Genomic DNA, 23141 nt, shown 5'->3' with positions numbered 1-23141 from the left:
CTGGACATTCGCGATCTCAATCCTCCCCCGCCAGGGGGAGGTGTCAGCGCAGCTGACGGAGGGGGAGGAAGGGATGACGCAAGAAGGGGGAGGACGTCGCCATCCTCCCCCTCCGTCGCCTTCGGCGCCACCTCCCCCTGGCGGGGGAGGATTAAATCCCTAGCCGTCACCGACGCGTTCGATGTCGGCGCCGACGCCCTGCAGCTTTTCCTCAAGCCGCTCATAGCCGCGGTCGAGGTGATAGATGCGGCTGACCTGGGTTTCGCCCTCGGCGACGAGGCCGGCGAGGATCAGGCTCATCGATGCGCGCAGGTCGGTTGCCATCACCGGCGCACCGACCATGCGATCGACGCCACGCACCACGGCGGTGCGGCCGCTGACGGTGATGTCGGCGCCCATGCGTGCGAGTTCGGGCACGTGCATGTAGCGGTTTTCGAAGATCGTTTCGGTCAGCACGCTGGCACCGTCCGCCTTGCACAGCATCGCCATGAACTGTGCCTGCATGTCGGTGGCGAAGCCCGGATAGGGCGCGGTCGACAGGGTGATCGGCTTGAGCGGGCCGTCGGCAGCGACGCGGATGCCGCCCGGCAGTTCCTCGACCGTCACCCCCGCCTCGACCAGCGCGTCGAGCGTCGCGCGCATGTCGTCGGCCTTGGCCCCGTCCAGCACCACGTCGCCGCCGGTGATCGCTGCGGCACAGGCATAGCTGCCCGCCTCGATCCGGTCGGGCATGACGGCATAGGTCGCGCCGTGCAGGCGCTCGCGGCCCTCGATCGTCAGCGTTTCGGTGCCGATGCCGTGGATCGACGCGCCCATCGCGACCAGCAGATTGCACAGGTCGACAATCTCCGGCTCGCGCGCGGCATTGTCGAGCACCGTGGTCCCACGCGCGGTGACTGCAGCCATCAGCGCATTCTCGGTCGCGCCGACCGAGACGACCGGGAAGCGATACTTGCCGCCGGGCAAACGCCCAACGCCGTTCACCTTGGGTGCGGTCGCCTTCACATAGCCGGCGGCCAGTTCGATCTCCGCGCCCATGGCTTCGAGCGCCTTCAGATGCAGGTCGATCGGGCGGTTGCCGATCGCACAGCCACCGGGCAGCGACACCGTTGCCTCGCCCTCGCGCCCCAGCAGCGGACCGAGCACGAGGATCGACGCGCGCATCTTGCGCACGATATCATAAGGCGCGACGGTCGAGGTCAGGCGCGAGGCGCGCACGGTGAGCACGCGGCCGAAATCATTCGGGCGAGTCCCCTCGATCGCGGTCGAGGCGCCGAGTTCGTTGAGCAGATGCCCGAAGCTGTCGGCATCGGCGAGCCGCGGCAGGTTGCGCAGCGTCAGCGGCTCATCGGTCAGCAACGCGCACGGCATCAGCGTCAGCGCGGCGTTCTTGGCCCCCGATATTGCAATGTTACCAGCTAGGCGGCGTCCGCCGCGAATGAGAATACGGTCCATTCACGGGCTTCTATCGCGTCAAGGAAGCGGCGCAAGTGCGGCCAAGTGTTTCGCGGCTTGATCGACTTTAATGCGCTGATTTTTCGGGACTGCTTTGCAGGAGGAAGTTGGGGGAAGGGACAGAGTGTCAGGGAGTTGTTTCGCGGAGATTCTGGGCGAGCTGGTTACGCTCGTACCGGAAGAACAGGCCGCGCTCGAACGTCTGGAGGAACGGCAGCGCCATATCCGGCGCGGCGCCATCCTGCTGCGCGAGAATGAGCGGGCAGACGAATTGTTCATCCTCCGCAAGGGGCTGGTGATGAGTTACGTCCTGCTGGACGATGGCAGCCGGCAGATCCTGCGCTTCCACTTTCCCGGCGACATGCTGGGCGTGTCGAGCCTCGTCTATCGCGAGTCGCCGGAAACGCTTTGCGCGCTGTCCGACTGCGTGGTGTGCCCGTTCGACCGGCCCGCGTTCAGCGCGCTGACCGTCGCGCACCCGCGCCTCGCCGCGCTGATCCTGGTACTGTGCCAGATCGAACGCGTCGCACTGACCGACCGGCTGGCGGCACTCGGCCGCACCTCGGCCAAGGCGCGCGTTGCGGCGCTGCTGCTCGAAATGCGCAATCGGCTGCGCGGCACCGACAAGACGATCGACAAGGCGTTCAACCTGGGGCTGACCCAGGAGGAAATTGGCGACGCGACGGGCCTCACCTCGGTCCATGTCAACCGCATGCTGCGGCAATTGGAGGAAGAGGGGCTGATCGGGCGCGAATCGGGGCGGGTGACGTTGCTCGATGAAGCCGCGCTCGCCTACACCGCCAATTATGTGAACCGCTATGCCGGGCTGGACCTCAGCTGGTTGCCGGAGCCGCGCTGACCCGCGCTGGGCGGCCGGCCCCGCCCCCGCCGGCTAGGCCTTTTCCAGCGTGCATTGCAGCGGATGCTGATGCTGCCGGGCGAAGTCGATCACCTGTGCCACCTTGGTTTCCGCAACCTCGTAGCTGAACACGCCGCACACGCCGACGCCGCGCTGATGCACCTGCAGCATCACCCGCGTCGCTTCCTCCATATCCATCCGGAAAAAGCGCTGAAGCACCAGCACGACGAACTCCATCGGCGTGTAATCGTCGTTGAGCATCAGCACGCGATAGGGTGTCGGCTTCTTGGTCTTCGCACGCGTGCGCGTGGCGACGCCAGTCGTCGTCCCCTCATCGTCATCGCGGTCGGGGTCGCCCATCGCGAACGGGGCCATCGGGGCAGGATTGCGCAACACGGTCATGAGGCTCCGGAAAATAAGGGAGCCGCGAGTCGAGGGCAAGGGGCGCGCACGCCGGAAACGGCACGCAATCGTCCGTCCGGCGGACAGACACGAAAAAGGGCGGCCGCATCGCGCGACCGCCCCGATCCGTTTCGTCAGAACCTGCGACCCGTTCAGGCCGCGGTCTTGACCTTTTCCATCGCCACCGCGACGCGGTTCGACACCGGCTGAGCGGCATCGCCGGCCAGCTTGATCATCGCTTCGGTGGTCTTCGAGGTTTCGGCGACCATCGAATCGAACGCGGTGCGGACATAGTCGCTCTGCAGCTTGAAGAAGTCGGCCGGCGACTTGACCGCGGCCAGGCTCTTCATCGTGGCGGTGGCCTGCTCGAACTGCTTGCGGCTATATTCCGCAGCGTCCTGACCGATCGACTCAAAGCCCTTGGCAGCGATCTTGCCGCTTTCGACCAGCGCTTCGACATTGCCCTTCGCCAGCTCGGTCATTTCGCCGACCAGCTTGGTGTTCTTTTCGACCGCTGCCTTGGCGCGCTCGTTCATTTCGGCGAACATCGCCTGGGTCTTTTCCATCGTGGCTTCCATGATTGCAGTTCCCTTGCTTGCGGTGTCCGCCATCTGCGGGGCGGTGGTTTCGATGACTTCGGTAACAGCTTCCACTGCGGGCTCGGCGACGGCCTCGACCGCGTCTTCAATCTGTTCGATCGCTGCCGGCGCGTCCTCTGCGACCATCGCGATCGGTTCAGCGGGCACGTCGGCAATCGGCTCGACCGCGACCGGTTCGGCCGGCGTTGCCGCTGCAACAGCCGGCGCGCTCGGCTCCGGAGTAGCTGGCTGCGACGCGACCTTTGCGATCGGCGCCTTGCCCACCGGCTTCTTCGCCCCGGTACGCGGACCCTTGCTGGCCATATCGACGTCCTCGCTGCGATTATTGCAATGCAGCATATAACGCCGGATCAGCCCGGTTTCAAGGGCGATATTGTGCAGTGCACAAAAAACTAGCGCTGCCGCACATAGGTCCCTGGCGCGTCGCCCAATTCGGGATTGACGCTAGGGCAACGGGCGCCCGTTGCCGGGACGCGGTTCGGGTCGTGCGCCGCGATCCAGTCGATCCAGTCCGGCCACCAGCTGCCCTTCACCTCTGTTGCACCTGCAACAAAGGCATCGAGCGAAGCGACCGGATCGGGGTTGACCCAATATTGATATTTGCCCGCAGCCGGCGGGTTCACGACCCCGGCGATATGCCCCGATCCGGCGAGCACGAAGCGCCGCGGGCCGGCAAGCTGGTCCATCAGCTTCCACACGCTGCGCGCCGGCGCGATGTGATCCTCGCGCCCCGCCTGGACATAGCAGGGGGTGGTGATCCGGTGCAGGTCGATCGGGGTCCCCGCGATCGCCAACGCACCGGGCCGGACGAGCAGATTGTCGCGATACAGGTCGGACAGGTAGCTGGCATGCCATTTCGCCGGCAGGTTGGTGACGTCCGAATTCCAGTGGAGCAGGTCGAACGGGACATAATCCTCACCCAGCAGATAGTTGCTGGTGACATAGTTCCAGATCAGGTCGCGCCCGCGCAGCAGGTTGAAGGTTGCGGCCATGTAGCGCCCGTCAAGGAACCCGTCGCTGCTCAGCGACTGGATCAGCGCCAGTTGCTCGTCATCGACGAATACGTTGAGGTCGCCGGCCTCGCTGAAATCGACCTGCGCGGTGAAGAAGGTCGCACTTTTGACCTTCGCCGCCTCGCCCCGCGCGGCGAGCACCGCAAGCGTCGCGGCGAGCGTGGTCCCGGCGACGCAATAGCCGATCGCGTGGACGCTCTCGACGCCGAGCAGTTCGCGGATCGTGTCGATCGCGTCGATCTGCCCGCGCTCGACATAATCGTCCCAGATGACATCGGCCATCGTCGCATCCGCCGACTTCCACGACACGACGAACACGGTCAGCCCCTGCTCCACCGCCCAGCGGATGAAGCTCTTTTCCGGCGTCAGGTCGAGAATGTAGAAGCGGTTGATCCACGGCGGAAAGATCACCAGCGGCGTCTCGAACACGGTCTCCGTCGTCGGCGAGTACTGGATCAGTTCGTAGAGCGGCGTGCGCTTGACCACCCGGCCCGGCGTGGTCGCGATATTCTCCCCTACCGCGAATGCGCCCTCGACGGTTTGGGTCATCTGCCCCTTGGACAGATCGTTGAGCATGTGCGCGAGCCCCTTGAGCAGATTCTCGCCCTTGGTCTCGATCGTCCGTTCGACCACCAGCGGATTGGTCGCGGGGAAGTTGCTCGGGCTCATCGCGTCGATGAAGCCCTGCGTCGCGAAGCGCAGCTGTTCCTTTTGCTTCGGAGACAGCCCCTCGACCTGATCGACGCCCTTGAGCAGGTGGTTCGACAGCGTGAGGTAGCTCTGGCGAATGAAGTCGAACACCGGCTGTTCGCGCCATTGCGGCGCCTTGAAACGCTTGTCGCGCGCCTGTTCGGGCGTTTCCTCGAACTTCGGCGCGGCGGCCGGGTCGAGGAAACGCTGCCACAGCGTCATCGTGTCCGCCCAGAGCTCCGCCCCCGCGCGCATCGCCGCAGCCGGATCGACCGGCGGCACAGCCGGCATCGGGGGCACATGCGTCGACATCTGGCCGACAAGGTCCAGCCCCTGCTCCATCATCATCTGCTGCGCGCGCCCGAACACCCAGGTCCAGTGCTGCAGATCCTCCAGCGCGGGCTTCGCGTCGGCAGCGGCGTCAGGAGCCGGCTTGGGATCGGGTTTCGGCTTGGCTGCGCGCTTGGCCCTGGGCTTCGCGGCGGTGGTGGCGGTGTCAGGCTTCGTCTTTGCGGTCGTCGTCTTTTTCTTTGCCGTCGCCACGCGCCTCTCCTCTGGCTTGCCGCCCTTCCCCCTGTATAACGAGGCATTGCGCGTCGCGCACCACCCCGAGGAGCCGGAACCCCAGACGATGTCCGAAGAATTCTACCGCATGAAGCGCCTGCCCCCCTATGTCATCGCCGAAGTCAACGCGATGCGGGCAGCGGCGCGCGCGGCGGGAGAGGACATTATCGACCTGGGCATGGGCAATCCCGACCTGCCCCCGCCCGATCATGTCATCGAAAAGCTGATCGAAGTCGCGCGCAAACCCGACGCGCACGGCTATTCGCAGTCCAAGGGCATTCCCGGCCTGCGCCGCGCCCAGGCGAATTATTATGGCCGCCGCTTCGGCGTCGATATCGATCCGGATAGCGAGGTCGTGGTGACGATGGGGTCGAAGGAGGGGCTGGCCAGCCTTGCCACCGCGATCACCGCGCCGGGCGATGTCGTGCTCGCGCCCAACCCCAGCTATCCGATCCACACCTTCGGCTTCATCCTTGCGGGCGCAACGATCCGCGCGGTGCCGACGACGCCGAACGAGGCGTATTTCGAAAGCCTCGAGCGCGCGATCGCGTTCACCGTGCCGCGCCCGAGCATCCTGGTCGTCAACTATCCGTCCAACCCGACGGCCGAGACGGTCGACCTCGCTTTCTACGAGCGGCTGGTCGCCTGGGCGAAGGAGAACAAGGTCTGGATCCTGTCCGACCTTGCCTATTCGGAGCTGTATTTCGACGGCAAGCCGACCGTTTCGATCCTGCAGGTGCCGGGCGCCAAGGATGTCGCGATCGAATTCACCTCGCTGTCCAAGACCTATTCGATGGCCGGCTGGCGCATGGGCTTTGCGGTCGGCAACAAACAGCTGATCGCGGCGATGACGCGCGTGAAATCATACCTCGATTACGGCGCCTTCACCCCGATCCAGGCCGCCGCCTGCGCCGCGCTCAACGGGCCGCAGGACATTGTCGAGAAGAACCGCCAGCTCTATCACAAGCGCCGCGACGTTCTGGTCGAAAGCTTCGGCCGCGCCGGGTGGGACATCCCGCCTCCGCCCGCCAGCATGTTCGCCTGGGCCCCGCTCCCGCCCGCGCTGGCGCATCTCGGCAGCCTCGAATTCTCCAAGCAGCTGCTGACCCATGCCAAGGTCGCGGTCGCGCCGGGCGTCGGCTATGGCGAGAATGGCGAAGGGTTCGTGCGCATCGCGATGGTCGAGAATGAACAGCGGCTGCGCCAGGCCGCGCGCAACGTGAAACGCTATCTGCAATCGATGGGCGTCAACACCGGCGCGAAATCGGCTTGAATCAAAAAAGGGGCGCCCCGGGTGGAGCGCCCCTTTTCAATCACCGATCCGAACGGATCAGAAGCGGAAGCCGAAGCCAATCGACGCCTGACGGCGCTGCAGGTTGAAGCCGGTGCCGTAGAAATCACCGAAATCGGCATAGGCCAGTTCGAGATTGACATAGGCCTTGTCGGTCACGCTCAGTTCGGTGCCGATCGCGCCATAAACGCCGCCCTTGCTGTCAGTCGCCGACACGGCGCCGTTGCTTGCCTCGATGGTCAGCGAGGCGTAGCCAAGCTTGCCATAGATGGCGGCGTTACCGCCCAGGTCGACACCGACGCGCGCACCGGCGGCGAGGTTGCTCTGCACGTCAAGGCAGTCCGCCCCGTCGCACAGCTCCACACCCGAAAACTCGTAGTTCACGAACGGGCCGACGGTCACGGTGTTGCTGACCGCGAGGTCGAAACCGAGTTCACCGCCATAGGACATGGCGCTGCCGATCTTGTACACATCGCCATCGCCGCTGACGGTCGGCGTTTCATAGCCAAGCCGCGCCTCGACGCGCAGGCCGTCGAACCGATTGCCCTCGGGCGCGGCATCTTGCGCGAACGCAACGCCCGGGACGCACGCCAGCGCGGCCGCGGCGACCAGAAACTTCTTCATATTACCCCCTGTCGAGAATGGCCCTGAAAGGCCTTAGAATGCCGCCCCAACCTGTTGATTCGGCGGCAGACAGGTCAGTAACCACGTGGCCGGTTGCCGTCGAGCGCGGGCGATGCGGGCCACAGGCGGCAATGATTGAAATCGGGACAGTGTTGCGCCACTGCAACGATATGACCGACAACCAATTCGACTTTTCGACCCGGCTGCGCGTGCGCTACGCCGAGATTGACGGCCAGAAGGTCGTCTTCAACTCCCGCTATCTTGAATATGCCGATGTCGCGCTGAGCGAATATTGGCGCTGGTTGCGCCTCGCCGAGCTGCCCGAATGGGCCGCGATGGAGTTTCACGTCGCGCGGGCGGTGGTCGATTACAAGCTGCCGTTCCGTTACGACGACGAATTCGACGCCCGCGTCCGCACCGAACGGGTCGGCCGGTCGAGCGTCACCAGCCGCGTCGAACTGGTCCACGCCGCGACCGGCGCGCTGCATACCGTCATCGAACTGGTCCATGTCAATGTCGACCTCGACACCGGGCGCTCGACCGCCGTTCCCGATGCGGTCCGCGCGCGAATGGCACCGATCGCCTGATCGCGCGCTAGGCAATCCGACGGAGGGTTCGGCAACGCGCCATTAACCTCGCGCGCCTAGCGTCCGGGCATGGGCGTGCGAAGCATGATGCGGCGGGACCGGCTGGTGATCGCGACGGTGGCGATCGCCTATTTCCTGTGCGCGGCGAGCGCGATCGCGCTGACCCGGCTGAGTGGTCATATCGCACTGATGTGGATGGCCAATGCCCCGTTGATCGCGGCGCTGCTGACCCGGCCGGCGCGCGAACGGCCACTGCATGTTGTCGCGTGCTTCGCTGCCTCGATCGCGGCGTCGCTCGCCCTGTCGCCGATGGCGCTGCTGGCGCCGATCTTCGCGATCGCCAATGTCGCCGAGTCGCTCATCGCGTGGCTGCTGCTGCGCCGCATGGGCGCGGATGCCCGCGTCTTCTTGTCGCTCGGCACGCTCGGCGCCTTTGTCGCCAGCGCCGGGATCGTCGCGCCGCTCGTCGCCGGGCTGCTGCCGGCGGTTGCCGTGTGGCTGCATCTGGGGGTCGATCCGTGGACCGTGTGGATGAGCTGGGGCATCGGCCATGGCCTCGGCACGCTGATCTGTACCCCGATCGCGCTGATCGCGATGACCGGACCGCTCTATCGCGAACGCGCGCTGCAGCCGGGTGCGCCCGCGCGCTTTGCCGCAGTCGGCATGCTGATCGTCGCGGTCACGGGCCTGTGCTTCGCGCAGACGCGACTGCCGCTGATGTTTGTCCCGATCCTGCCGCTGATCATCGCCACGATGGCGTTTCGCGTTGCCGGCGCCGCGCTCGGCATTTTCGTGATCGCGGTGATCGGCGCGGGCTTTACCGCACTGGGCACCGGCCCCGCCGAGCTGATTTCCGGCACGCCGGCCTTCCGGTTGCAGTTCTTTCAATTCTACCTGGCCGTGCTGTTCCTGACGGCGGTGCCGTTCGCGACGATGATCACCCGCAACCAGCGCCTGACCTCGGCCATTGCCGCGAGCGAGGCGCGCTATCGCCTGATCGCCGACCATGTGTCCGACGTGGTGCTGACGCTCGGGCCGACCGGGCTGGTCGAATTCGCCTCACCGTCGTTGCGCGAGGTGACCGGCCACGCGCCGGAGACGCTGATCGGCCACAGCCCGGTCGACCTGGTGTTCGAACTTGATCGGGAGATCGTCGACGCGGCCTATCACGCCGCGATCGCCGATCCGGACAAGACCCAGCGGTTCGAATTTCGCGGGATCACCGCCAGTGGCGGCGTCCGCTGGTTCGAATCGACCGCACGCGCGGTGCGCGACGACGATGGCACCGCACAAAGTGTCGTCACCGTGCTGCGCGAGGTCAGCCAGCACAAGGCGCGCGAGGCGGACCTGATGCGGCAGGCCACGACCGATCCGATGACCGGCGTCCTCAATCGTCGCGCCTTTCAGGACCGGATCGACCTGTACCGGTCGACGTCCGCCGACCGGCCGGCGGCGCTCGCGCTGTTCGACCTCGACCATTTCAAGCGGGTCAACGACAGCCATGGGCATGACGCCGGCGATGCCGCGCTGCTTCACTTTGCCGACGTGCTGCGTGCCAATCTGCGCGTCGAGGACGTGATCGGCCGACTGGGGGGCGAGGAATTCGCGGTGCTGTTCCCGGGCCTGGCAACCAGCGGCGCGCATGCCGCGTGCGAGCGGATTCGCCAGTCGCTGCAGGACGCGCGCATCCATGCCGGCGGCGCGACCTTCACCATCACGGTCAGCGCCGGCGTGGCGCCGATCCGCGCCGACCTGTCATCGGACGAGGTCTTCCGCATCGCCGATGCGGCGCTGTATCGTGCCAAGTCGCGCGGTCGCAACCGCAGCGAACGCGCCGCCGCCTAGCGGATCGGCTTCAGCCGGCGTCGCCCACCACATCCTCGGGCAGCGACCAGATCAGGTCGTGCTTGCCGAGCACGCGGCCATCATGGCTCATCACCTGAATCGGGGCGATCCGGCGATGATCGCGCGCATCGACGAGTACCGGGGTGGCCGGCATCCCGGTTTCCCAGCGCTCGCCCCATTGCCGCAGCGCAACCATGGTCGGGAGCAGTGCGAACCCCTTTTCGGTCAGGCGATATTCGACCTTGCGCCGGTCATCGTCGCAGGTCTGGCGGGCGAGGATGCCGTGATCGACCAGCCGCGACAGGCGGTTGGCCAGGATGTTGCGCGCAATCCCCAGCTCCGACTGGAATTCCTCGAAATGATACAGGCCGTTAAACGCGGCCCGCAGGATCAGGAAGGACCAGCGCTCGCCCATCGCCTCGAGCGCGGCCGGAAGGCTGCACTGAGTGGCAAGCTGACGCAGCGGTTCCCGCAGTCCGTGATGACCCATGACCGAAAGAACCTACCTCATTTTCGACGCTGCACAACGCGATATTCCTTTCGCGCCGCAGCAAACGTTTTCCGTTGCAACTGAAAATCTATCCGACTAGGTAGCGATTCGCAACCTTTGTTGCGCTGCACCCTGGGAGAGTAACATGATCCGCCTCGCTCCGATCGTCGCTGCCGCGCTCTGCTTTGCGACCACGGCCGCCCCCGCGCTGGCCCAGTCGGGCCATTACACCGCGACCCCCGCCGAAGCCCCGAAAAAGGCCAGCTTCATCACCCAGACCACCGTCTGGAAGTGCAAGGACGGCAGCTGCGCCGCACCCAAGTCGACCATGACCGACAAGGTGATGTGCGAGCGCGTTGTCCAGCGCGTCGGCGCACTGACCAGCTTCACCGTCGCCGGCACGGCATTCGACGCCGAGACGCTGGCTGCGTGCAACGCACGCGCCAAGTAAGTCCGCGCGCGTCACATTGACGCAACAGTGAAACGGGCATCGGCAGCCGCCGGTGCCCGTTTCGCGTGAAAGCTGTTGCAAAGCAGCAGCCTCCCACCCCACATTCGATCCGTGCTGCGTCAATATGAACTCGTCGACCGGGTCCTCTCCTACGACCCCGAAGCCAATGAGGCGTTGCTGAACCGCGCCTATGTCTTTTCGATGCAGGCGCATGGCAGCCAGAAACGCGCGAATGGCGACCCCTATTTCAGCCATCCGATCGAGGTGGCCGGCATCCTGACCGACCTGCATCTGGATGACGAGACGATCGCCACCGCGATCCTGCACGACACGATCGAGGATACGGTCGCCACGCCGGACGAGATCCTGGCCAAGTTCGGCCCGAGCGTCGCGCGACTGGTCGATGGCGTGACCAAGCTGTCCAAGATCGAGGCGCAGACCGAAAGCGAGCGCGCGGCGGAGAATCTGCGCAAATTCCTGCTCGCCATGTCGGACGACATCCGCGTGCTGCTGGTCAAGCTGGCCGACCGGCTGCACAATATGCGGACGCTGCATCATATTCCAAAGCCTGAGAAGCGGCGGCGGATCGCGCGCGAGACGATGGACATCTATGCCCCGCTCGCCGAGCGGATCGGCATGTATGAGTTCATGAAGGAGATGCAGACGCTCGCCTTCCAGCAGCTCGAACCCGAAGCCTATGAATCGATCACCAAGCGGCTCGAAGCGCTGAAGGTCGAGGGCGAGGACCGGATCGCCAAGATCGGATCGGGCCTCAAATTGCTGCTCTCGCGCGGCGGGGTCGAAACGGAGATTTCCGGGCGCGAGAAACACCCCTATTCGATCTGGAAGAAGATGTCGGAGCGGCATGTCAGCTTCGAGCAACTGTCCGACATCATGGCGTTCCGCGCGATCGTCGGCAGCGAAGAGGAATGCTACCGCGCGCTCGGCATCATCCACCGCCGCTGGCCGATGGTGCCGGGCCGGTTCAAGGATTATATCTCGACGCCCAAGCGCAACGGATATCGTTCGCTGCACACCAGCATCATCCATGCCGGCGATACCCGCGTCGAAATCCAGATCCGCACGCACGAAATGCACGCGCAGGCCGAACACGGGCTCGCCGCGCATTGGGCGTACAAGCAGGATGCGGTGCGCCCCGACACGCAGGTCAGCTGGATCCGCGATCTGGTCGACATTCTCGAACAGGCCGAAAGCCCCGAAGAACTGCTCGAACACACCAAGATGGCGATGTATCAGGATCGCATCTTTGCCTTCACCCCCAAGGGTGAGCTGATCCAGCTGCCCAAGGGCGCGACGCCGATCGACTTTGCCTATGCGGTGCACACCGACCTTGGCGATCAGGCGGTGGGCGCCAAGATCAACGGCCGCGTCGTCCCGCTGCGCACCGAAATCGCGCAGGGCGATCAGGTCGCGATCCTGCGCTCCAAGGCGCAGCGGCCGCAGGACAATTGGCTCAATTTCGCGATTACCGGCAAGGCGCGCGCGGCGATCCGCCGGCATTTGCGCCACAAGGAGCGCGACGAGACGATCGCGCTGGGCCGCAAGCTATACGACGAGATTGTCGGGCGCCTGCCGGTGCCGATCGGCGAGGAAGCGCTGGGCATCGCGCTGACGCGGCTGAAGCTGGAGGATGCCGACTCGCTGATGGAGGCGATCGCGCGGCAAAAGGTCACCGACGCGCAGGTGATGGAAGCGCTGATGCCCGGATCGACCGAGGATGAGGCGGCGCTGATGCCGGTTCAGCGTGTCCCGATCTCGATCAAGGGCCTGACCCCCGGCGTCGCCTTCACCCTTGCCGCGTGCTGCCACCCGGTGCCGGGCGACCGCATCGTCGGCGTGCGCCAGCCCCATGCCCCGATCGAAATCCACCAGATCAGCTGCGCCAAGCTCGACGCGGTCGAGGATCAGGACTGGGTCGATATCGGCTGGGGCGACAAGGCCGAGGGCGGCACCGCGCGCATTGCCGTGACGCTGAAGAACGAACCCGGCGCGCTGGGCGTGGTCGCGACGCTGCTGGGGCAGCACAAGGCGAACATCCTCAACATCCGCTTCGACACGCGCGACACGACCTTCCACACCAACATGATCGACGTCGAAGTGCGCGACGCCGCGCATCTGATGAAGCTGATCGCGGCGCTGCGTGCGGCGGACGCGGTGAGTTCGGCGGAGCGGGTCTGACGCACGAAGCCCGCCCCGGGGCTGATCCGGGGCGGGCAGGAACCGGCACGTTCGCGCGAGCCGGAGGGTCAGGTCAGTTGGCGGCGCGGGTCGCCTGATCCATCAGCGCCCTGGCGGTCTTGATCGCGTCAGCCTCCTTGGTCTTGCCGCTTTGCACGTCGCCAGCGATCTCCAGCAGGCGGCTCGCGATCACCGTGCCGGATTCGGCCGCCTCGGTGATGCGGATGCCGTTCTTGGTGGCGGCGATGCGGTCCCATTCGGCGCGGATCGCGGCCCAATAGCCCTTGGTCGCCGCCCAATAGTCGTCCGCCGCCTTGACGCTGTAGCCGTCGAACCTGGTGTAGGTGTTGAGGACATATTCCTGCACCACCGGCGCGAGCTTGCCGTCGAACTGGCCCATCTTGGTATTGTCCTGCCAATGGATCCAGCCGCCGGGAAAGCTCTGGTGGCGGTTGATGCCGAGATAGCGGTCATAGACCGGGCCGCGCACCGCATCGCGCCGGGCGAGCGGACGCCAGGTCCAGTTGGAGCGCCAGCGCCGCACGCCGGCCTCGGTCGTCCACTGGCCCCAGCCGCCATAGCGGGGACTGTCGTCGACCTGATACACGGTCTGCGACCAGCGGCCGGCGCGCATGCGTTCTGGCACTTCTTCCCAGGTCCAGCTGTCGGGGCCGGAATAGACCAGCACCTTTTCCGGCTCATATTCCCAGTCCTGCCGCCAATGCTTGATGACGTGATCCTTGCCTTCATGGCTGACGACCAGCAGATGCTGGAGGCGGATCACGCGGCCGGCATCCTCGATCACCCGGACCGATTCATGCCCGCCCGAAATCTTTGCCTCGATCGGCGCATAGCCTTCGCGCCACGGCGTCGATTCGCGCATGTCGAAGCGGACCTTGTAGTTGCCCGCCATCGCGAGGATGTCGCGGCGGTCGGCTTCGAACGATGCCTTTTCCTCTTCCGGCGTGCGTACACGGACCGGGCCATCGGCCAGTGCCGGGGCGGCGGTCGCGGTCATCAGCGCTGCGGCGATGCCGAGGCGTATCCAGTGTTTCATCGTTTCCCTCCGTTTTATGTCGCTGTTCAGAAGCGGAAGCTGACCGACACGCTGCCGTTGCGGCCCGGCTGGGTGTAGGCGTCCTTGATGGTCGAAGTCGGCGACAGGCCGCGCACATCGCTCCACCAGGCATAGGTCTCGTCGGTCAGGTTGAAGACGCCGCCGCGCAGCGTGATGCTGTCGGTGACCTTCGCAAAGGCCGTGAGGTCGAGCGTTGTGAAGGCGGGCGGAGTATAGCCGCCGCCCGCGCGGTCGGTTTCCTTCTTCGCGCTATGCGTCGCGATCAACTGCCCGCCGAACCGTCCGCCCGGATCGCGCCAGCCTGCGCCGATCACGACCTTGAGCGGATCGACCGTCAGCAAAGGCGCGCGGGTGCCGCTCGGCGCGATCTCGTCGCCGGTCGCGTAAGCGATGGACAGCCTCCCGGTGAAGCCGGTGTCGCTCCACGCCTCGAACTTCGCCTCGATCCCTTCGACCTCGGCCTTGTCGATGTTGATGAACTGGTAGATCGCCGGATCGGCAGGGGTGAAACTGCCGCCGACCACCTCCTGCGAGATGAAGTCGTCATAATCGGCATGGAAGGCGGTCAGGTCGAGCCGGACATTGTCGCCAAGGAACCGCACGCCCGCTTCGAAGCTGGCGCTGGTTTCGGGGCGCAGGTCCGGGCTGGGCGCGGCGATATAGCCAAAGCCGAGGTTACCGAAGAAGGCGTTGACCTGGCTCGGCTCGGGCGCCTTGAACCCCTGCGCATAGTTGGCGAACAGGCGGATGCGGTCACCGAGCTTTACCACCGCGCCGAGCTTGGGCGAGACGCGCGATCCGTTCTGCGCGACCGGGGTGATGCCGGGGAAAGTCTGGCTCATGTCGGGCGACAGGTCGAAATGGTCGAAGCGCAGCGCCGGGTGCAGCGTGACGGGTCCGAGCGTCACCTCTCCCGCCGCGAACAGGCCGATCAGCGTGTAATCGGTGTCGGGAAAGGCGCGGGTCGGGAAGGTCTCGCCGGCAGGCGGCACGGTGCCGTCGCGCAGCCCCTGTTGCTCGGTCTGGCTGATGTCGCCGCCGACGATCAGCCGCAGCGGCACGTCGGCAGTTCCGAAATTGAACCGCGCCTCACCCGCCGCGCCGTAGACGCGGTTCTTGAAGATGTTGAGCCGGGTGCGATCGACCGCCGGATTGCGATCCTCGAACGTGAACTGGCTGTCCTCCGAATCCTGGAGATAGAGTGCGAGCCGCGCGGACTCGACCATCCCCTCCCCGGTCAGCGTCCAGTCGAGCGCGGTGCGCCAGCGGTGGCCGGTGTCGGTCGCGTCAAGGTTGAGCACGCTCGCGCTATGGCCGGTCAGCACGTCGGTGGTGAGGTGGGTATCAAGATACTCGCCGGTCAGCCGGATGCGATGTCCGCCGCTTTCATAGACCAGTCGCCCCAGCGCCGCGTTCGACCGCCCATCCTGCGGATTGGCCTGAGTCCGCGTTGCGCCGGTGCCGCCGACCTGCCCCTGATTCTCATATTCGTGGAAATCGCGCCGGGTATAGGCGGCCATTGCCGACCAGTCGCCCGAGCGCCCGGCGACGATCGCGGTTTCGCTGAACTCGGCATCCGCGGAGGAATAGGCAGCGCGCACCAGTCCACCGAAACCCTGGCCCGCGCGCAGCAGATCCTTGGGGTCGCTGGTGATGAAGCTGACCGCGCCCGCCAGCCCGTCGCTGCCATAGAGCGCCGAGGAGGCGCCGCGCAGGATTTCGACCGACTTGATCAGGCCGAGGTCGACATAATCGCCGCGCCCGACGCCCTGCGCGCCAAAGCTGAACCCGTCGGGCACGCGCACGCCATCGACCTGGATCAGCACACGGTTGCCGCCCAATCCGCGGATGGTGAAGCCCTCATTGCCCGCGCGCCCCGTCGTGCCGAGCGCGGCGCCGAAGCGGGTCGGCTGGCGGGTCACGCTCACCCCCGGCTCGAACCGCACCAGCTCCTTGATGTCGGTGACCAGTTCGTCGGCGATCTGCGCCTCGTCGATCACGCTGACGGTGGCCGGGGCATCCGCCGTCGCGACCGGCGTGCGGGTGGCGGTGATGGTCACCGTGTTCTTCGGATCCGCTTCAGCTTCACCCGCCCAAGCGGGCGTCGCGAGCAGCGCGGCGAGCGCCACGCCGGTGGCAAGGCCGGTTCGGTTGATCATCATTACGACACCCCTATAGATTGCTAATGCGACTGATTCTTATTTGCGATGCGGATAGGCAGGGTCGTTTCGGCTGTCAACCGCGTCGGCACAAATCCCGCATGACGAGGGCCGCGCGGCGCGCTAAGACCGCGCCATGCAACGTCCAAAGCTCTCGGTCGTCGTGCCGTGCTACAATGAGGAAGGCTGTCTCGAGCTGCTGCACGCCCGCGTGTCGGCGGCGGCGCGCGCGGCAGTCGGCGACGATTATGAGATCGTCCTGGTCAATGATGGGTCGCGCGACGGCAGCTGGTCGGTGATGCAGCGGCTATCGGCCGGCGACCCGCATCTGGTCGCGGTCAATCTGTCGCGCAACCACGGGCATCAGCTGGCGCTGACCGCCGGGCTCGACTTGTGCGCGGGCGACGAAATCCTCGTGATCGACGCCGACCTGCAGGACCCGCCGGAATTGCTGTCCGACATGCGCGCGACGATGCGCGAACAGGGCGCGGACGTGGTCTATGCCGTGCGCCGCAAGCGCGATGGCGAGACGTTTTTCAAAAAGGCGACCGCCGCGCTGTTCTACCGCATGCTCGACCGGATCACCGATACGCCGATCCCGCTCGACACCGGCGATTTCCGCCTGATGAGCCGCCGCGCGCTCGACGCGTTCCTGTCGCTGCCCGAACAGGCGCGCTTCATCCGCGGCATGGTCGCCTGGGTCGGCTTCCGGCAGGTGCCGTTCGTCTATGACCGGCATGAGCGCCATGCCGGCGAGACGAAGTATCCGCTCGCCAAAATGATCCGCTTCGCGCTCGACGCGGTGACCGGCTTCTCGACCGCACCCTTGCGCTTCGCCAGCCATGTCGGCCTGGCGCTCACCGGCCTGTCGGTGCTGCTGTTCCTCTACATCGTGATCGGCTGGCTGTTCGGCAATGCGGTGCAGGGCTGGACCTCGACCATGCTGGTGGTCGTGTTCCTCGGCGCGGTGCAGATGTTCGTGCTCGGCATGATCGGGGAATATCTCGGTCGGCTCTATGTCGAATCGAAACGCCGGCCGCTCTACCTCGTCGCCGATGTCGCGGGGCCGGTGAAGGGCCATGCCTCGCTCGGCTATCGCTTCCAGGATTCGGGGGAGGTGACCGTCGCCCCCTTCGCGCCGCCGCGCGCCGAGCTGGACGAGCCCGCCCCAGCCCCGGCCAAGCCACCCAAGCGCAAACCCGAGCCGCCAACCTTGCTGTGAGGGCCGTCCTCACCCTCATCGCGCTTGCGCTCGCCGCGCCGGTTCTGGCGCAGGACGCGCCGACACTGCGCGACCGGGTCGAGGCGGAGTTCGCCAAGGCACCGAGCGGCGCCCGCTTCGGAATCGTGGTCAGCGACGGCACCGGGCGCGAGATCGTCGCAATCCGCCCCGACGAGCGCTTCATCCCCGCGTCCAATACCAAGATCGTGACCACCGCCGCCGCGTGGTGGGCGATGCCCGACGCAATCACTGCCCCCGATACGCGCGGCGGCACGGCGGTGCGGGTCGAGGGCAAGGACGTGATCCTCACCGGACGCGGCGATGCGCGCCTGTCGAGCGCGGCGGACTGCGTCACCAATTGCCTCAGCCAACTCGCCAACGCGATTGCGGCGGGGATCCGGCGGGTGCGCAACATCACCGGCGACGCGACGCTGTTCCCCGACGAACGCTGGAGTTCGGGGATGAGCTGGAACAACATTCCGACGCGCTCGGGCACCGCCAATTCCGCGCTCAGCCTCGACGACAACGAACTGGTCGCTACCCTCACGCCGACGAGACCGGGCGCGGCGCCGCAGATCGCGCATCTCGGCTATGTCACGATCGACAATCGTGTCGTGACGGTCGCGGCGGGCGGCAAGACCGATATCGGGTTCGACCGGCTGCCGTTCGACCGCACGATCCGCCTCAGCGGAACCATTGCCGCCGATGCATCGCCACGGACGCTGCGCTTCGGCATTGACGATCCGGCGCATTATGCAGCGTGGCGGCTGGCCGCGCTGCTGCGCGAACGTGGGGTGAAGGTCAGCGGGACGGTGACGTCGCGCTACCGCATGCACGATCCCGCGACCGACGATCCGGCCCGGCGCACCGCCCCGCCGCCGCGCCCGCCCGAACCGGTATGGCTGGCCGCGCTGACCCCGCCCGCGCTGGCCGAGGATGTGCGGACGATCAACAAGGTCAGCCAGAATCTCCACGCCGAACTGCTGCTGCGCCGCACCGGCCTGATCGACGGCACCGGATCGGTCGCCGACGGGCAAGCAAAGGTCGCCGCGCTGTTCGCCGTCGCCGGGGTGCCGCGCACCGCGTTCGACTTTTCCGACGGGTCGGGCATGTCGACCTATAACCGCATCGCCCCGCGCGGCATGGTGCGGCTGCTCGACTGGGTCGCACGCCAACCCTGGGGCCCAGCGTGGCGCGAAACGCTGCCGATTGGCGGCGTCGACGGCACGCTGGCGCGGCGGTTCAAGGGGACCGCGCTGGAAGGGCGGATCTTTGCCAAGACCGGGTCGATCAACGCGACCAATGCGCTCGCCGGCTATATGCTGGGCAGGAGCGGGAAATTGCTCAGCTTCGCCGCCTATGCCAATGATGTGCCGGGGGATGCGTCAGGCACGCCGATCATCGACGCGGCATTGCTGGCGGTGGCCGAGGCGAACTGACGCTGCCCCGACAAGGGGGTATCAGCCATGCTGCTCGCCGCGATGACGCTCGTTCAGGATGCCGCCGCGCTGGAGGCGGCGGGCCGCTACGCCGATGCCGAGCGCGCACGGCGGACGCGTTATGAAGAGACACAGCGGCGCGGTGCAGACAGCGTCGCGACCGCGGATGCGGCTGAAAAGCTCGCCGACAACCTTGCGATGCAGTTGCGCCTCGCCGATGCCGAACCCTTGTACCGGCGTGCGTTCGAAATCCGGCTGGCAAAGCGCGGCGAAACGCATGGCGACACCGCGCGCAGCCTGCGCCAGCTTGCCGCACTGGCGATGGCGCGTGGCGCCCTGACCGAGGCAGAGGCACTGGCGCGGCGTTCGCTCGACATCCAACGCACGGCCTCGCCCGGACAGATGGAGCTCGCCTGGGCGCTCAACGCGCTGGCCGAGGTGCTCGCAGCACAGGGCAAGGCGTTCGACGCCGATCCGTTGTTCAACGAGGCGGTGACGATCGCGCGACAGGCGGGCGATCCGGACCTTGCCATCCTGCTCAACAATCGCGGCAACAATTTCTACCGCATGGCGACCGCAACGGTAATCCCACCGCTGTTCCGACGCCGTGCGGGTGCGACGCGTTCGGTGGTGGCGCCGACCGACATGGATGAAAGCGGCGGGCTCGACCCGATACGCAAACGCAGCTTCCTCGCGCAGGGCCGCGCGCTGCTCGACGAAGCCATGCGGCTGTTCACCGCCGCGTCGGGTGCCGATCACCCGGATGTCGCCAATCTGCTCAACGGACTTGCCGCCCACTATCGCGCCGCTGGAATGATCGCGGAGGCCGAGGACCGCTATCGCCGCGCGCTGGCGATCAAGGCGCGCTTCCTGCCGCCCGACAATCGCGACCGCATCGTCGGCGAATGGAGCCTGGGCGACCTGCTCGCGACGCGGCCGGGGCGCGAGGCGGAGGCACGGACGCGGCTGCGCGCGGCGATGAACGGCGCGATGGTGTCGCAGGGCCGGTTCCGCACGTTCGACGCGGCGGCGAGCCAGGAACTGCGCAACTATGCCCCGGTGTTCGCCACCAGCATCCGCGTCGCCTGGCGCCTGTCGCTTACTTCGGCTCCGCCAGCACGATGATCGACAGCCCCGGCGGCAGCGGCACGCGGCCGAGCAGATGGCGCTCCAGCCCGAAAATCTTCTCGAACGCCCAGTTGAGCGGCTTGGGCGGCGGCGAATCGTCGCTGTCGTCCTTGCCGGTCAGCTTGCCCGCGACCCGCGCCGCGACCGCCGCGGGAAACAGCAGCGAGTTGAACCAGCGCAGCTTGCGCCATGTGAGGCCGGCCTTGTCGAGCGCGGCGGTCAGGCTCGCCTTCGAATAGCGGCGCTTGTGGTGGTTCACCACGTCATGCGCGCTCCACATCCATTGATGCGCCGGCACGGTGATCAGGATCTTGCCGCCGGGCTTCAGCCGCTTTGCCATGCCGGCGAGCGCCGCGACATCATCCTCGACATGCTCGACCACGTCGAGCACGGCGATCAGGTCATATTGCCCCTCGGCCACGCCGGTCAGGTCGGGCAGCGGCGCGCTGCCGACCGGCTTTCCCAGCCGCGCACTGGCGACGGTGCGAGCGGCTTCGTCGATTTCGATCGCATCGACCGTGCCGAACGCGCCGAGCATCGGCAGGTTGTGGCCCGTGCCGCACCCGATCTCGAGGATGCGGGCATCCTTGGGCGGCTGCACATAGCGCGCGATGTAATCGGCAAGGATGTCGCGGCGCGCCACATACCACCAATGGGTGGAGTCGTGCTCGGCCATGCGGTCGTAAACGATGCGGTCCATAATCGTGGCTTATCCGAAAACCCATTGGCGGTTGAGCGCAAATGTCGCGAGCGGGGTTACGGTCACGATCGGGATCAGCGGCACCCATTCGGGATAATGCAGCAGATCGGCGAGCACCCAGGTGAACAGCGCGTTGAGCAGCAGGCCAAACCCCTGAACGATCAGGAATTTGAGATGCTGCCGCCCGCTATTGTCGCGCGTGCCATGCCCGCGAAAGCTCCAGAAGCTGTGCAGGAAAAAGCCGCCGGTGACGGCGACGGCAAACGCGAACGGGACCGCGGCGACGGCCAGGTCGGGGAACACCCACCATACCAGCGGAAGGTAGACGGCCGAATAGATCACGGTGGAAATGCCCCCCGCGATGCCGAAACGGATCAACTGGCCCAGCATCCCGCTCCGCCGCAGATCGTCCAGTCGATGAATAAGTGAAGCCACGCCCGCCTTGCCCTGAAGCCGCGCGCCGCCCTAATGCCCAAGCTGCGGAAGGGGAAGCGGTTTTGAGTTCGACACGATTCGCGGGGTTCGACCTCGAACGGGAACTGCGGACGCACTGGATGCGCTGGACGCTGCTCGCCTGGGCAGCGATCGCCGGCTGGTATCTGTGGCAGCGCTGGGGACTGGTCAACGCGCTCGCGCTTGGCGACACCGACGACAATATGCGGCTGATGCAGGTCCGCGGGCTGCTCGCCGGACAGGACTGGTTCGACCTGCGCCAGTATCGGCTCAGTCCGCCGGGCGGGCTCGACATTCACTGGTCGCGGCTGGTCGACCTGCCGATCGCCGCGCTGATCCTGATCTTTCAGCCCTTCACCGGTACGGCGATGGCCGAGCGGCTGGCGGTTGGGATCGCACCCACCTTCCCGCTCGCCGTCACGATGCTGGCGATGGGCGCGGCGGTACGGCGCCTGATCGCGCCGGCGGCCTGGCCGCTGGCGGTCATCATCCTGATGGGCTGCACCGCGACGATGGTCATGTATCTGCCGCTGCGGATCGACCATCATGGCTGGCAGCTGGCGTGTCTTGCGCTCACGGTGATGGGCCTTGCCGATGCCAGCAGGTTGCGCGGCGGGCTGACGGTCGGCCTCGCCAGCGCCGGATCCTTGACCATCGGGCTCGAACTGCTGCCCTTTTGCGCGATGGCCGGCGCGATCGTTGCGCTGCGCTGGATGTGGGACCGCGACGAAATGCCGCGCATGCGCGCTTATGGCCTCAGCCTTGCCGGCGGCAGCAGCGCCGGGTTCGTGCTGTTCGCGTCGAACGCCAATTATGCGATGCGCTGTGACGCGCTGACGCCGGTATGGCTGTCGGTGATGATCGCGGCGGGCGCGCTGCTCTTCCTTCTCGCACAGCTCAATCCGGCCGGTCGCATCGCGCGGCTGGGCCTTGCCGCGATTGCCGGGGCAATTGTCGCCGGCGGTTTCGCCGGACTGTTCCCGCAATGCCTCCAGCGGCCTGAGGGCGTGTCCGACGAGCTGGCGAATACCTGGCTCAACAATGTCCGCGAGGCGCGGCCGATCTACAAGCACAGCTTTGCGATGGCATTTCCGATTGCGGTGCTGCCGGTGATCGGCCTGATCGGCGCCGGGTTCGCCGCGTGGCGCGCGCGCACCGCCGACCAGCTGGTCGCCTGGGTCGCGATCGGCCTGTTCACCGCCTTTGCCGGGGCGATGCTGTTGTGGCAGGTGCGCGCCGGCCCCGCCGCGCAGCTGCTGGCGGTGCCGGGGGCGACGTGGCTCGCCTGGACGGTCGTGCCATGGTTCCTTGGGCATCGCTGGATGGCGGTGCGGGTGCTCGGATCAGCCGCCGCTTTCCTGATCGTGTCGGGCCTGTTCGCCGGTTTCGTCGTCAAATGGGTGCAGGTCGATCCGCCACGCAAGATGCGCGCGGTCGTGAGCAAGGCGAATGCCCGCTGCGCCAGCGCGTCGGCGATGCGGATGCTCGACCGCACCATTCCGCGATCGACGCTGTTCACGCATGTCGATCTGGGCCCGCGGCTGATCGTCATGACCCGGCACAACGGCATTGCCGGGCCGTATCACCGCAACGAGCGCGCGATCCTTGACGTCCACCACGCCTTTACCGGGTCGCCGGATGCGTTTCGCGGTATCGCGAAACGCTATGGCGCACGCTATCTGCTGGTTTGCCCCAACATGGCCGAGACGACCGTGTATCGCGCGCGCCAGCCGAACGGCTTTTACGGGCAATTGTCCAAGGGCAAGGTGCCCGAATGGCTCGAACCGGTGCCGTTATACACGCATGCACCCTATCGCCTGTGGCGCATCCGCTACGACCGGTGACCGTCCGCGCCACGCGGCGCGGCACGGGACAAGGGGCGACGCACCGCGC

20 protein-coding genes are annotated in these 23141 nt (G+C 66.5%); 10 read left to right on the top strand and 10 right to left on the bottom strand.

Annotation, left to right across the window (positions count from 1 at the left end; genetic code table 11):
• Nucleotides 1–159: 159 nt before the first annotated feature.
• A complete protein-coding gene (gene murA / locus J2Y54_RS13130; RefSeq protein ID WP_310040288.1) occupies nucleotides 160–1455 on the bottom strand; it encodes a UDP-N-acetylglucosamine 1-carboxyvinyltransferase in 1296 nt (431 codons plus the stop codon).
• Nucleotides 1456–1579: 124 nt separating this feature from the next.
• Between murA and J2Y54_RS13125 the strand changes: the two genes are divergently transcribed.
• Nucleotides 1580–2314, top strand: a complete 735-nt coding sequence (locus J2Y54_RS13125) for a Crp/Fnr family transcriptional regulator (protein ID WP_310040285.1) — start codon at nucleotides 1580–1582, stop codon at nucleotides 2312–2314.
• Nucleotides 2315–2347: 33 nt separating this feature from the next.
• Here the strand turns inward: J2Y54_RS13125 and clpS are convergent, their stop codons facing one another.
• The 3 genes from clpS to J2Y54_RS13110 form a co-directional block, all read right to left on the bottom strand.
• Nucleotides 2348–2689 carry an ATP-dependent Clp protease adapter ClpS gene (gene clpS / locus J2Y54_RS13120; RefSeq protein ID WP_310041315.1) on the bottom strand — a complete coding sequence of 114 codons (342 nt, stop codon included), beginning with the start codon at nucleotides 2687–2689 and terminating at the stop codon, nucleotides 2348–2350.
• Nucleotides 2690–2868: 179 nt separating this feature from the next.
• Nucleotides 2869–3618: a TIGR01841 family phasin gene (locus J2Y54_RS13115; protein WP_310040283.1), complete on the bottom strand. Its 750-nt coding sequence runs from the start codon at nucleotides 3616–3618 to the stop codon at nucleotides 2869–2871.
• 89 nt (nucleotides 3619–3707) lie between these two features.
• Nucleotides 3708–5414 (bottom strand): class I poly(R)-hydroxyalkanoic acid synthase, encoded by a 1707-nt coding sequence (locus J2Y54_RS13110; protein WP_310041313.1) that lies wholly within the window; start codon nucleotides 5412–5414, stop codon nucleotides 3708–3710.
• A 235-nt stretch (nucleotides 5415–5649) separates the two neighbouring features.
• Here J2Y54_RS13110 and J2Y54_RS13105 point away from each other — a divergent pair, with 235 nt between their 5' ends.
• The gene (locus J2Y54_RS13105) at nucleotides 5650–6855 is read left to right on the top strand and encodes an LL-diaminopimelate aminotransferase (protein ID WP_310041311.1); all 1206 of its coding nucleotides are present in this window, start codon (nucleotides 5650–5652) and stop codon (nucleotides 6853–6855) included.
• A gap of 57 nt (nucleotides 6856–6912) precedes the next feature.
• Here the strand turns inward: J2Y54_RS13105 and J2Y54_RS13100 are convergent, their stop codons facing one another.
• Nucleotides 6913–7497, bottom strand: a complete 585-nt coding sequence (locus J2Y54_RS13100; protein WP_310040282.1) for an outer membrane beta-barrel protein — start codon at nucleotides 7495–7497, stop codon at nucleotides 6913–6915.
• 170 nt (nucleotides 7498–7667) lie between these two features.
• Here J2Y54_RS13100 and J2Y54_RS13095 point away from each other — a divergent pair, with 170 nt between their 5' ends.
• Both J2Y54_RS13095 and J2Y54_RS13090 read left to right on the top strand, forming a co-directional pair.
• Complete coding sequence (locus J2Y54_RS13095) at nucleotides 7668–8084, top strand: thioesterase family protein (protein ID WP_310040280.1); 417 nt, start codon at nucleotides 7668–7670, stop codon at nucleotides 8082–8084.
• 84 nt (nucleotides 8085–8168) lie between these two features.
• Nucleotides 8169–9929 carry a diguanylate cyclase gene (locus tag J2Y54_RS13090; protein ID WP_310040278.1) on the top strand — a complete coding sequence of 587 codons (1761 nt, stop codon included), beginning with the start codon at nucleotides 8169–8171 and terminating at the stop codon, nucleotides 9927–9929.
• Nucleotides 9930–9939: 10 nt separating this feature from the next.
• On the opposite strand, the gene J2Y54_RS13085 is transcribed toward J2Y54_RS13090, so the two are convergent.
• Nucleotides 9940–10419 (bottom strand): helix-turn-helix domain-containing protein, encoded by a 480-nt coding sequence (locus tag J2Y54_RS13085; RefSeq protein WP_310040277.1) that lies wholly within the window; start codon nucleotides 10417–10419, stop codon nucleotides 9940–9942.
• Nucleotides 10420–10564: 145 nt separating this feature from the next.
• On the opposite strand from J2Y54_RS13085, the gene J2Y54_RS13080 reads away from it, so the two are divergent.
• Together J2Y54_RS13080 and J2Y54_RS13075 are read left to right on the top strand one after the other, a co-directional pair.
• Nucleotides 10565–10870, top strand: a complete 306-nt coding sequence (locus tag J2Y54_RS13080; RefSeq protein ID WP_310040276.1) for a CC_3452 family protein — start codon at nucleotides 10565–10567, stop codon at nucleotides 10868–10870.
• Between the two features lie 111 nt (nucleotides 10871–10981).
• Nucleotides 10982–13069, top strand: a complete 2088-nt coding sequence (locus J2Y54_RS13075) for a bifunctional (p)ppGpp synthetase/guanosine-3',5'-bis(diphosphate) 3'-pyrophosphohydrolase (RefSeq protein ID WP_310040275.1) — start codon at nucleotides 10982–10984, stop codon at nucleotides 13067–13069.
• Between the two features lie 73 nt (nucleotides 13070–13142).
• Here J2Y54_RS13075 and J2Y54_RS13070 read toward each other — a convergent pair whose 3' ends face one another.
• Together J2Y54_RS13070 and J2Y54_RS13065 are read right to left on the bottom strand one after the other, a co-directional pair.
• Entirely contained in the window at nucleotides 13143–14126 is a 984-nt protein-coding gene (locus tag J2Y54_RS13070) for a DUF6607 family protein (RefSeq protein WP_310040274.1), read from the bottom strand.
• Between the two features lie 26 nt (nucleotides 14127–14152).
• Nucleotides 14153–16309, bottom strand: a complete 2157-nt coding sequence (locus J2Y54_RS13065) for a TonB-dependent hemoglobin/transferrin/lactoferrin family receptor (protein ID WP_310040273.1) — start codon at nucleotides 16307–16309, stop codon at nucleotides 14153–14155.
• 133 nt (nucleotides 16310–16442) lie between these two features.
• On the opposite strand from J2Y54_RS13065, the gene J2Y54_RS13060 reads away from it, so the two are divergent.
• From J2Y54_RS13060 to J2Y54_RS13050, 3 genes are read left to right on the top strand one after another with little or no spacing between them, the layout of a single operon-like run.
• Entirely contained in the window at nucleotides 16443–17528 is a 1086-nt protein-coding gene (locus tag J2Y54_RS13060) for a glycosyltransferase family 2 protein (protein ID WP_310040271.1), read from the top strand.
• Nucleotides 17525–18967, top strand: coding sequence for a D-alanyl-D-alanine carboxypeptidase/D-alanyl-D-alanine-endopeptidase (dacB, locus tag J2Y54_RS13055; RefSeq protein WP_310040268.1), 1443 nt, complete (start codon nucleotides 17525–17527; stop codon nucleotides 18965–18967). Before J2Y54_RS13060 ends, dacB begins: the two co-directional genes overlap by 4 nt.
• Nucleotides 18968–18994: 27 nt before the next feature.
• Nucleotides 18995–20092, top strand: coding sequence for a tetratricopeptide repeat protein (locus J2Y54_RS13050; RefSeq protein WP_310040266.1), 1098 nt, complete (start codon nucleotides 18995–18997; stop codon nucleotides 20090–20092).
• Here J2Y54_RS13050 and J2Y54_RS13045 read toward each other — a convergent pair.
• The gene (locus J2Y54_RS13045; RefSeq protein ID WP_310040265.1) at nucleotides 20067–20795 is read right to left on the bottom strand and encodes a class I SAM-dependent methyltransferase; all 729 of its coding nucleotides are present in this window, start codon (nucleotides 20793–20795) and stop codon (nucleotides 20067–20069) included. The two genes, J2Y54_RS13050 and J2Y54_RS13045, sit on opposite strands and share 26 nt — an antisense overlap.
• A gap of 9 nt (nucleotides 20796–20804) precedes the next feature.
• On the bottom strand, nucleotides 20805–21185 hold the full coding sequence (locus J2Y54_RS13040; protein ID WP_310041310.1) for a GtrA family protein: 381 nt from the start codon (nucleotides 21183–21185) through the stop codon (nucleotides 20805–20807).
• Nucleotides 21186–21349: 164 nt separating this feature from the next.
• Between J2Y54_RS13040 and J2Y54_RS13035 the strand changes: the two genes are divergently transcribed.
• Nucleotides 21350–23092 carry an AcrB/AcrD/AcrF family protein gene (locus J2Y54_RS13035; protein ID WP_405052931.1) on the top strand — a complete coding sequence of 581 codons (1743 nt, stop codon included), beginning with the start codon at nucleotides 21350–21352 and terminating at the stop codon, nucleotides 23090–23092.
• Nucleotides 23093–23141 lie beyond the last annotated feature (49 nt).

The organism is Sphingomonas sp. BE123 (assembly GCF_031456015.1).
Taxonomy (GTDB): Bacteria; Pseudomonadota; Alphaproteobacteria; order Sphingomonadales; family Sphingomonadaceae; genus Sphingomonas.
The sequence above is the reverse complement of the archived record's forward strand: the minus strand, read 5'-3'. Positions and strand labels throughout refer to the sequence as shown.